The sequence below is a fragment of the Polaromonas sp. P1_E1_2 genome (assembly GCF_056406035.1).
On sequence record NZ_JBFUAZ010000064.1, the window covers coordinates 1 to 11587 of the forward strand.

3 protein-coding genes are annotated in these 11587 nt (G+C 64.3%); 1 reads left to right on the forward strand and 2 read right to left on the reverse strand.

The genetic code is table 11. The features are described from left to right. Together AC1D1P_RS05600 and AC1D1P_RS05605 are read right to left on the reverse strand one after the other, a co-directional pair. On the reverse strand, positions 1–1522 hold a 1522-nt coding region (locus tag AC1D1P_RS05600), incomplete at its 3' end, for a YcaO-like family protein (protein WP_477672337.1). 140 nt (positions 1523–1662) lie between these two features. After that, entirely contained in the window at positions 1663–2814 is a 1152-nt protein-coding gene (locus AC1D1P_RS05605; RefSeq protein WP_477672338.1) for a hypothetical protein, read from the reverse strand. Between the two features lie 308 nt (positions 2815–3122). Here AC1D1P_RS05605 and AC1D1P_RS05610 point away from each other — a divergent pair. Continuing rightward, on the forward strand, positions 3123–11587 hold an 8465-nt coding region (locus AC1D1P_RS05610; RefSeq protein WP_477672339.1), incomplete at its 3' end, for an RHS repeat domain-containing protein.

Genomic DNA, 11587 nt, shown 5'->3' on the forward strand with positions numbered 1-11587 from the left:
CCTCCAGTAGTGCTCTAACGGTAGCGTCTTCCACAGTGGTGCTGGCGGCGCAACCTGAGGATGTCACCTGGGTATACGGACGTGAGGTGTCGTGTCCGAGGGCGGCAAGGCTGTTGCGTGAAAAAACGAGTTCCGCCAGCACCCGGACTTTTCTGCCCGTAGCCAGTTCCAGTGCATCTGCCCAGGGATAGGATTGTGTTTCTGAGAATGGTCGATAGAAGAAATTTGAAGTTTCGTACTGTTTCTCCGCGTAGCAGACGAACTGTCGGGGATCCAGTGCATGCTCGACCTCGGCGATGCTACCTTCGACGATGCCTCGCGGTTGCCGGAAGCCTTCGCGCTCTATGGCTTCGGCAATGGCCTTGCGTACCGCCAGCAATGGATCTGTTCCGCGGCCCCAGGTGTGCGGCCGCTCGTCATTCTCATCGAGAATTTTTGCACGCGCGAGGTGAAAACCCATGGAGTAAAGCGCGGATTCGCCGTTGACCCAAGCAAAATCGATCAGCGGCATCCGCTCCATAATGGTAATTTGCTCGGAAGTAGCCTTGACACCGAACATGGCCGAACCCAGCAGCAGTTGCCGGCCGAGTCCGCACATGCGCGCGATCGGCCGTTCGTAATACCCGCCTATTGTTGCGTAGCCMAGTTCCAGGGCACCGGCGCTGAGTGCACCGTTGTGCAGCGCTGCACCGGCTTCCATAAAGAGGTACTGGAGCGAGCGGTTGCGGTAGCGCGTCGCTGCTATCGCCGGATCGGCGGCGAGGAAAACGGCACCCGTTGCATAGGTTAATTCCCAGGGCTTGCCGAAGGCCAAGGCCAGCTGCGGTGGTGTGTTCCCGACGGGGTGCAGCAATACCGTGCGCTCGTCGGGGTATTGAACCTGGTACACGCCGGGCAGATAGTCACCGACCTGGCGTTGCAGCGCCACGTAAACCTCCACCAGGTGCATGCCACCTGCAGACGCGATGGTGCGTTGCGGCATCGCGTATCCTATTCGCGGATGCTTGACCCGGACTACACCGGCGAGGGACCAAAGCAGTTGGTGGAGCGCGGAAATGGATACCGGCTTGTCATCAAAGGTATAGCTTGTTGTGCGCGCGGAAAAGAAAGGGTCAAGCGGGGTACTTTCCACTCTGGCGGCAGACTCGGGCAGGGTTTCCTCGGACTGCTCTTCATTCCACAAAAAGCGTGCTGCGATGCTGCCCGTCAATTTGGCAGCCGCTGAAAGGCCGAAAGGGCTGAACTGAAAGGCATAGTGCGCAGCGTGTGCGCTCACCAGGCTGGCGTCGATCAAAGCGCCCTCGGCGAGCAGGAACTCCATGAATTGGGCAAACTCAGAGCGCTCTTGCGCGTTCCCGAAACTCTTCAGGATTTCGTCGACAGTGCGTGTTCCGTCGCACAGGCTGAAGGCCTGGTCCAAAAGCAGTGCGGGTGCCTGGACTTCGATGTCTTCGTTGGCAGTGCGGACCACCAGCGTTGCCAGGCGGCCCTTGCTGCGGATACGGCTGGCGCCGGAAAACATGGGCGACAAGCGGTCTTCAGCGCCAAGGCAGGCCTGCACCTGGGTGGGAATGCGGTGATTCAGAACGCGATTTCGGTTGCCGCCGATCCTGGTAGCCGATGGCACGGAGATTGGCGAACCGGACGCAGAAAATTCAGGCTTCATGCCGACACCCTTTCGCCGATGCCGGGGCTAAGCCTGATCTGCGCGGGGCGTTCCGCCGGAATAGCTATGCCGTCTGGTGACCCGCGCATTGGGTTCGGTATGGTCTGACCGGATGCCGGTGCCATGGCAGAGCCGGGTTCCGGGGCGGAAATGGGTGTTCCGAAAAGTGTTGAAAACATGGCCGAATAGCCGGTCGGCGGGAAAATGGGGTTCGAATTGGCCTCAAGCCACCAGATCTTTCCGTCCGTGTCGAGCACTCCGTCGAGCGAACACAAAACAGGTGCGCTGAGTTCCTCCCGCAGCTCTGCGGCGATCCATTGGCCGGCTACCTCCAGTTGGGCTATTTGAGTCGCAGGCATGTGCCGCAGGAAATTGTCTTCCTCTTCCGTAGCCGCATCCGGCGCGAAACGGCGTCCGTAGCGATAGTCCAGCCAGGCAGACATATCTGGTGGCAGCACGGTATTAAAGTTAAGGCCCTGATAGGCAAGCGCCTGTGCCACCGCCTGCTTCTCAGGGTAGTCGGCCCAGCTTTGCTTGAGGTCTTTGAGGCGCGCGTCAATCAGCTCTGCGATGGTGTTGCGCTCGTTACCGTGTATTAAAGGATAGGGATGCAGTTGCGCATGGAATGCGCGACCTCCCCAAAACCAAACTTTGATATTCGTGCCATGCACGAACGACTCTGCATAGAGGCTGCCGGTGCTGCCCGGTTTTGCCAATGCCTGCATCTGCGCCGCGTCGGGTTCTTGCCCGGGATGGTAGGGGCCGGCCAGTTCCTTGCCGAAAGATCCGACCGAATGTTTGACGACAAAGTCAGCCGTGGCCTCGCGCGGGGACGGCCACATGGCGGGGGTGGTGAGTCCGGACTCCGCGAGACGCTTCTTGAAGAAGAGCTTGTCTGCCGCAAGGGGCCAGCGCAGAGGGCGGTAAGGCAGCCAGCCGATAAATCCGGTGGCCTCTCGAACCATCTGGGGAACATGCATCAACTGACCGTCCTTGTGTGCCAGGAACTGGGGATGCAGCGTGAAATATCGGTTACGGGCCTTCACTTCAAGCTCAAAAGTCAGCACATTGAGATTGACGAGCGCGTCATGAGCCTCTGCCCAGGCCTTGACGGCACGGATGTGGTTCATGGTGATCGCGATAAACATGGAAGAGTCTCCGGGTGATGCCGCCTGTATGGATACCGGTCAGGAAATGAAGGGCGTGGGGTCGCCCTGGCTGAATGCCGATACGCGCAGGYGCGCAGCGTCCGTGCCAGTGGCGCTTATCAATATATCCATGCCGATTTGAATTTGTTTAGCGATTTTCGGCGCGTGCGGTCGGATGCAAATTTTCCTAAACAAAGTGTTAAAGGGGAGGATGTATTGATGAAATACCGTTGAGCAGTTCTCCAAAGGGTTGGAGGAGGGGTGAGGGGCAGGGGCCCGAGCCGGCGGTTCACCATTAGGTAGATCACATGGTTGCGATCGTCAGCGGCAATAGCCTGGGCTTGGGTTCAACGTCATTGGCCACGCTGGGGCGAGGCGGGCTGCTGGGGGCGGCCGGCCAGGGGCGAAGCGGCGAGCAGGCGTTTGTCAATGTGGCCAATGGTAATTTGGTGCTGCAGGACCGGGACGACTACCTGGTTGCGCACGGCGTGAACCTGACGGCGCTGCGCACCTACAACAGCCAGGGCAAGCTCAACGACGACAATGCCGACAACTGGTCCATGGGCGCCTATGCCCAGCAGGTCAAGCTGACGGGAACGCTGGGTGCTGCCGGCAGCACCCTCACCCGCACCGCCCGGGACGGCAGCGAGTCGGTCTACAGCTGGGACGCTGGCAGGCTCGCCTATGTGAGCACCGACGGCGCCGGCGCCTACGACACCATCAAGGCGGTCGGCAGCGACTACGTCTGGACCGACGGCGACACCGGCCTGACCGAAACGTATGAGGCCGCCACCGGGCGGCTGGCCAGCACCACGGACGCCAGCGGCACGACCGCCAGCTACGCCTACAACGCCTCGGGCCTGCTCTCCAGCATGACCAGCGCCAGCGGCGACGTCACCTACCTCGACTACGCCGGCAGCAACGTCTCCAGGGTGCGCACCGTCAGGGCCGACGGCACGACCCTCACCCGCGTGGCCTATGCCTACGACACAAGCAACCGCCTGAGCTCGGTGACGGTGGACCTCAGTCCTGAAGACGCCAGCACGGCAGACAACTATGACTACCAGACGGCCTACACCTACGACGGCGCCAGCACCCGCGTGGCAAGCGTCACCCAGAGCGACGGCACCAGCCTGACGTTCACCTACGTGCAAGTGGGCGCCGACTACCGCATCGCTACTGTCAGGGACGGGCTCAACCACACCACGAGCTACAGCTACGACACCGTCAACAATCGCACCACGGTGACCGACCCGCTCGGCCTCGTCACCCGCTACGAATACGACGCCGCAGGCCAGCTTACGAAGATCACGGCGCCAGCAATTGGCGGCGTATCACAGGTCAGCAGCTTTGCCTACAACGCCGCCGGCGACTTGACCCAGGTCACCGACGCGCTGGGCCAGGCGACGGCGATGCAATACGACGCCAACGGCAACCAGGTGCTGCAGCGCGACGCGGCCGGCAACACCATCACGCGCACCTACGATGCCCGTAACCAGCTGCTGACCGAGTCCACCTATACCGTGGCTGACCCGGACGGCGCCGGTGCCGGCCAGCCCGCCTTGCCGCTCACGACGCGCTACGTCTACGACGCTGCCAACCAAAACCTCCTGAGGTTTGTGCTCAGCCCGACAGGGCGCGTGACTGAGTTCCGCTACAACGCCTGGGGCGAGCAGGTTGCCAGCATCCAGTACAGCGCGGCAGCCTACAACGTGGCCGCCCTGGGCGCCACGGCCGTGCCCACAGAAGTGGCCATGGCCACCTGGGCCGGCGCGCAAAACCTTCTCCTGAGCACGCGCTCCGACCGGGTGCTGGACGCACGCGGGCAACTGCAGTCGGTCACGGTGTACGCCAGGGTCGACGCGGCGGGCAACGGCGTTGCCGACGGCAGCCAGTCGACCACCCAGTACATCTACGACCAGGCCGGCCTGCTCCTGAAGACCATCTCGGGGACGGCGGGCGTCAGCCTGTACACCTACGACGGCCTGGGCCGCGTGCTGTCGGTGCAGAACGCGCTGGGGCAGACCACGCTGACCAGCTACGACGACGCCGGCCGCAAAACCACCGTCAGCTTCGCCAACGGCCTGTCGACCAGCAGCACCTATGACGCTGCGGGCCGCCTCATCAGCGTCACGCAAAGCAGCGCACAGACCGCCAACCTGGGCACCACGCTTTACGTCTACGACGCCGACAACCGGCTGACGATGACGCAGGACCCGAGCGGCGTGCGGGCCTGGATGCTCTACGACGAAGCCGGCCGCAAGACCGCCGACATCGACGGCAACGGCAGCCTGACCGAATACGTCTACAACAAGAACAACCAGGTCACGCAGACCCTTGCCTACGCGAGCGCGGTGAATGTGGCCAGCCTCGTCAACGGGTCCGGCCAGCCGCTGAACCCGTCGCTGGCGGCGGTGCGGCCCCCCAGTGTTGCCGCCGACCTCAAGTCCTGGCGCGTCTACGACAGCGCTGGCCGCCTGCTCAAGACGGTGGACGGCCAGGGCGCCGTCACCGAGATGCAGTACGACGGCGCCAGCCGCCTGGTAGCCGTCACGCATTACGCCAACCTCATCTCAACCGCGGCGCTGGGTGCTGCACCGGCCGCCGGCAGTGTGGCGCCTACGGCCAACGCCGCCGCCGATCGCGTCGAGAGAAACTTCTACGACGACGACGGCCTGCTGCGCGCCAGCCTCGATGCCGAAGGCTACCTCACGGAATTGAGGTATGACAGCGCCGGGCGGCTGACCGGCCGCACCGCCTATGCCACGGTGACCGCCCAGGCCCTGCGCGCCAGCGGAACGCTGGCCCAGCTTCTGCCGGCCACGAATGTCGGCGACATCACCACACGCCTGGTGCTCAACGCCAAGGGCCAGGTGGCCGGCGAAATCGACGCCGAGGGTTACCTGACCGAAAAGGTCTACGACGCCAACGGCAACCTCACCCAGAGCATCCGTTACGCCACGGCTGTCAGCGCCGGCGCGCTGGCCGCCTTCAACGCCGGCACGACGGTTGCCGATCTTCGCCCGGTTGCCAGCGCGCAGGACCGCAGCAGCAGCGCCACTTACGACCTCCTGAACCGTGTCGCCACGTCGACCGACGCCGCCGGCACCGTCACGCTGTTCACGTATGACAGCGCAGGCAACCTGACACAAAAGGTGTCCGCCGCCGGCACCTCCGAGGCCCGCACGCTGACAGCGAAGTACGACCTGCAGGGCCGCCTGGTCGGCGAGCTCACCGGTGTCGGCAGCGCGCTGCTCACGGGCAGCCTGACGCAGGCGCAGATCGACGCCGTCTGGAGCCAGTACGGTTTGACGCACGCCTACGACGCCGCAGGCCGTCGCACCAGCACGACCGACGGCTACGGCAACAAGACGCTCTTCTTCTACGACGTCGACGGGCATCTGACGCACACGGTCAACGCGCTCGGCGAGGTGCGCGAGAGCCAGTACAACGCCCTGGGGCAGCTGACGTCCACGGTGAGCTACGGCACGCGCATCAACCTGGCCGGGCTGACAGGGGCCAATGCCGGCGGGCTGGTCAATGCCGCACTCACCGCCGCCATCGTGGTGAATGCTGCGCTCGACAGCAAGGCCACCTATGCCTACAACAGCTTCGGCGGCCTGGCCAGCAGCACCGACGCGCTGGGCAATGTCACCGCCCTGGGCTACAACGCCTTCGGCAATGAAGTCAGCCGCGTGCAGGACCTGGGCGCATCGCAAACCCTGACGCGGACCACCACGGTAGACCGGCGCGGCCTGGCGACCGGGGCCGTGCTGGATGCCAGCGGCATCAACGCCATCACGTCCGCCGTGTACGACGCCTTCGGCCGGCTGACCAGCAGCACCGATGCCAACGGCCACACCAGCAGCCGGACCTTCGACAGGCTGGGCCGCGCCGTCACCAGCGTGGATCCGATCAATGTCACGCGCAGCAGCAGCTACGACGCCTTCGACAGGGTACTCACGCAGACCGACGGCCTGGGCCAGGTGACCAGTTACAGCTATGACAAGGTGGCGCGCTCCGTCACCGTCACCACGCCTGAAGGCGTGCAGGTCACGACCGCGCAGACTCGCCTGGGCCAGACCCAAAGCGTGACCGACGGCCTGGGCAACACCACCAGCTTTGCCTACGACCTCAACGGCAACCTGCTCACCACGACAACAGCGCTGACCACCACCAGTCAGAGCTACGACCGCAGCAACCGGCTGGCCAGTACGACGGACGCCAACGGCAACCTGGTGGTGCTCGGCTATGACGCCGCCAACCGGGTCCTGGCGCGCACCCTCGATCCGGCGGGCCTGAACCTCACCACCACCTATGGTTACGATGCCAAAGGCCAGCAAGTCACCGTGACCGACCCGCTGGGCAACGTCACCCAGTTCAGCTACGACCTCAAGGGTCAGCTGACCCAGCAGGCGGTCGACCCCTTGGGCCTGAACCTCGTAACGGCCTACAGCTACGATGGGCGAGGCAAGACGCTGACGGTGACGGATCCGCGCGGCACGGTCACCCGTTACACCTACGACAAGCTCGGGCGCCGCACCCTGGAGCAGATCGACCCGACGGGCCTGAACCTCACGCGCAGCTATGCCTACGACAAGGCCGGCAATGTCACCGGTTCCACCGATGCGAACGGCAACCTCACACGCTACGCCTACGACGCGGGCGACCGGCTGGTGTTCACCGTCGATGCGGCGGGCAACGTCAGGCAGAGCGGCTTTGACGCGGAAGGCCGCGTCGTCAAGAGCACGGTGTATGCCGCGGCCCTCGCACCGGCGGACCTGGCCGGCTTGCCGGCGGCTGCCACCGTGGCGCAAATCCAGGCCAAGGTGCTTGCCACCGCGAGCTCGGACCTGGTGGAGAACCGCGTCTATGACAAGGACGGCCGGCTCACGGCCACTGTCAATGCACTGGGTGAGGTGATCAAGTATGTTTATGATGCGGCCGGCAACGTCATTGAGCGCGTGGCCTATGCCAACCGCGTGGCGATGTCGGGCGGCGGCGCCTGGGTGGCGGGAACCCTGCCCGCGCCCGTGGCAGATGCTGCCCATGACCAGCGCCTGCGCACTGTGTACGACCAGCTTGGCCGCGCCGTGCTGTCCGTCGACGGAACAGGCGCCGTCGTCAAGCAGGTCTACGACTCCAACGGCAACACCGTCAAAACTATCCAGTACGCCACGGCCATCGCCGGCTCGGCCGCGCCGGCCAGCGTCACGGCCAGCGCCGCCGACCGCATCACCGTGTTCGCTTACGACAAAGCCAATCGCCGGACCTTCAGTGTCGATGCCCTGGGCGGTGTGACGAAATTCATTTACGACGCCAACGGCAATGTGGCGCAAAGGCTGGCCTATGCAACAGCCGTGGCGCCGCCCGTGGCCGCCACCACGCCGGATGCCGACACGATTCAGGCCGCCGTGGTTGCCAGTGCCGCCAACGACCGCATCGAGCGCTTTGCTTATGACCGGGCGAATCGCCAGGTTTTCCGCATCGATGCCGGCGGGGCCGCGACCGAAACCACGTTTGACGCCGCCGGCAATGCCGTGCAGACCCGGCGCTACGCAGCGCTGGTCGACGTGTCTACCTTGCCGGCCTTGGCTTCGACCTCCGCCGTCGCTCTGCTGGTGGTGGCCAACGCGGCGAACGACCGCGTGGAGAAACGCGCTTTCGACGCCAGCAATCGCCAGGTCTACGGCGTTGACGCCCTGGGCTATGTCCGCAAGACGGTGTACGACGGCAACGGCGCCATCAAGGGTGTGACCGAATATGCCTTGGCCATACCGGCAGCAACGGCCGGCACGGCCACCGCGATCGCAGGGGCCATCGTTGCTTCGGCCGCGAATGACCGCAGCAGCAGCTTCGTCTATGACGCCGCGGGCCGCCTGACCAGTAGCACCGATGCCCTGGGCTTCACCGAATCCAATACCTACAACGCCATCGGTGAAAAGCTCACGTTCACCAACAAGAACGGCGCCACCTGGAACTACGGCTACGACGCGGCCGGCCGTCTCGTCACCGAGACCTCCCCCCAGGTTGCGGTGACCGGCCTGCAGGTCAATGCCACGACCGGCCAGCTGGAAGTCAACCCCGCGCTCAGCGGCAACGCCAGCATCGTGACCCGCATGACGTACGACGCGCTGGGCAACCTGCTGTCGCGTACCGAAGCCTTGGGCCGCGCCGAAGAGCGCACCACCAGTTACGAGTACGACGCTGTCGGCCGCCAGGTCAAGACGATCTTTCCGCCGGTTTCGGTCTACAACGCTGCTGGCGACAACGTCACCGTCAACGGCGCCACCGGGCTTGCCACCCGCACTGAAACCCTGCAGACGCTGAGCAGCCAGACCACTTACGACGTGTTCGGCAATGCCGTCGCCAACCGCGACGTTGCCGGCGCCATGAGCTACAAGGCCTACGACAGGCTCGGCCGTCTCAGCTATGACGTCGATGCCCTMGGCTTTGTGACGGGCTATGCGCGCGACACCTGGGGCGAAGTCACCACGCTGACGCGTTACGGTTCGGCCACCACGCTGCTCACCGGCAACCCCGCGCGGCTCAGCAGCACGCAGATAGGCGCCGCCCTGGCCGCGGTCGGCTTCAGCCATAGTACCGACCGCATTCTGCTGACCGAGTACGACCGCCTGGGCCGCGTCACCAAGGTGATTGAGCCACAGGGCTACGCCTACGATTCAACAGCCACCGCGGGCGCGCAGTATTTCACCGCGGGCAAAACCACGCGCAACAGCTACAACGCCTTTGGCGACCTCAGCCGTGTCGCCTTGCTCAAGAATGCCGTCACCGACACGTGGACCGCGACGGAATACTTCTACGATGCCCGCGGGGGGCAGACGGCCATCGTCGATGCCCTGGGTTACCTGACGACCCAGGCTTTTGATGCAGCCGGCAATGTCGTGGACCGTACCGAGTACGCCAGCGCCATCGTGGGCTGGAACAGTTCCGTCGCCCACACCGCGGCGCCGGCTCCTGTTGTTTCCGCCAACGACGACCGCAAGACGACCTCGATTTTTGACCGCGGCAACCGCAAGCTGTCGGACACGCGCGTCAATGTGCTCTACAGCGTCTCTACCGCCAGCACTACCGGCGTGCGCGGGAACGCGGTCACCAGCTACCTTTATGACGCCGTCGGCAACAAGACGGCCACCACTGACGCCACCGGCGCCACCACTTACAGTTACTACGACGCGATGGGTCGCGTGACAGCGGTGGCCGAGCCCTCGCGCATCGACGTGGTCACGCCGGGCACCAACGTGGTCCTCACGCCGCTCACGCTGTTCCGCCGCGATGCCTATGGCAACGTGGTCAGCAAGGTGGAGCTCGCCAACGGCGCGGCAGTGGCGACCGCCACAGCGTTCACGCAGGGCGCGGCATCCGGCTCTGACCGTACGACGCTGGCCGCGTACGACCGTTCGGGCCATGCCACCCAGGTGACCGACGCACTGGGCTACAACCACTACAGCTCCTACGACGCGCACGGAAACATCGCCAAGGAGTGGCAAGCCGTCACYGGCAATGACGGCGTCGCCAGGACCAAATTCCGCGTCTACCAATATGACAAGCTGGGCCGCCAGACCCACGTCATCGATCCTGCCTCCACCACGGTGCTGCAGAGCGGCCTGACGACGGGGTTTTCCTCGGATACCTATACCTACGTTACCTATGACGAAAGCGGCGCCTATGCGCTGACAGGCGCCGGCAATAGCGCAACACTCGGCTGGTCGTCGCTGATTGACGCCGGCGGAGGCCTTGTGAGGGTCCAGCTGGATTACCAGACCGTGGCCGTACCCCAGTACATCGGCCGCGATGAAAACGGCGTTCTTCTTTTCGACGGCGGCTATTCCCACGCGGCCAGCGTGACGCGCGACTTCAATGCGGCCAATGCGGCTRGCGGCGTGACGCTGGCGTGGGGCAATGCCAGCTCCGTCGATGGCGGTATCTCGCAGCTGTTCACCATACGCGTGTGGCAGCAGGATGCGGTCGGCAATTGGGCCATGAAGTGGCAAGGCAGCCCCGCGCAGGCAAACGGCTCCGGCATCACCACCGTCAGCCAGGCGCAGGCCGGCGTGGTGGACACTGCGGTCGAATACAACGCTTTCGGCGAGATGACGCGCAAGGGCATCAATGGCGGGCGCGAAGAGTACTTCGACTACGACAGCGCCGGCCGTCTCTGGCGCACCAACAGCGGTGACGGTATCGCCAAGGTCTCTCTGTACGATTTGCRGGGTAACCAGACGGCCGATATCCGCAGCGCGGGCTCCGGCCGCGGCAACCTGAATCTGCTGGCGTATACGAGCGCTGACCAGGTAGCCGGCCTGGCCGATGTCCGGCGCACCGACGTGCAGTATGACGCGCTCGGCCACGTCACCCAGCAGCTCCAGGCCGAACGCCTGACAAGCCAGGGCGGTGTGGCCGTCCGTGCGAACCAGGCCAACGCGGGCATTGCCTCCGTTTCTTATCCCGCATACGACTGGAATGGCAACAGCACCGGCTGGTACGGCAGCAACAACGTCTACCTGAGCTGGTCGTCTCTGGCCAATCTCGGCGGTGGCGATATTCAGGTCACGATTGACTACGTGACCCAGCCCTACACCTACGTGTCGGGCCAGACCATGGTCTATGGTGAAGACGGCACGTATACCCCCGCTAAGGACGAATCCGGCAACGTCATTGGGACCAGCTCATATGTGGGCRCGGTCGCCTCCAGCATTACCCGCACATTGACCGGGGACCAGGCTCCCAGTGGCATGACCATGAGCTGGGT

Bases quoted from the DNA above. Each gene is read 5' to 3' on its own strand.
- AC1D1P_RS05605 (WP_477672338.1), bottom strand. From the start codon at position 2,814: ATGTTTATCGCGATCACCATGAACCACATCCGTGCCGTCAAGGCCTGG.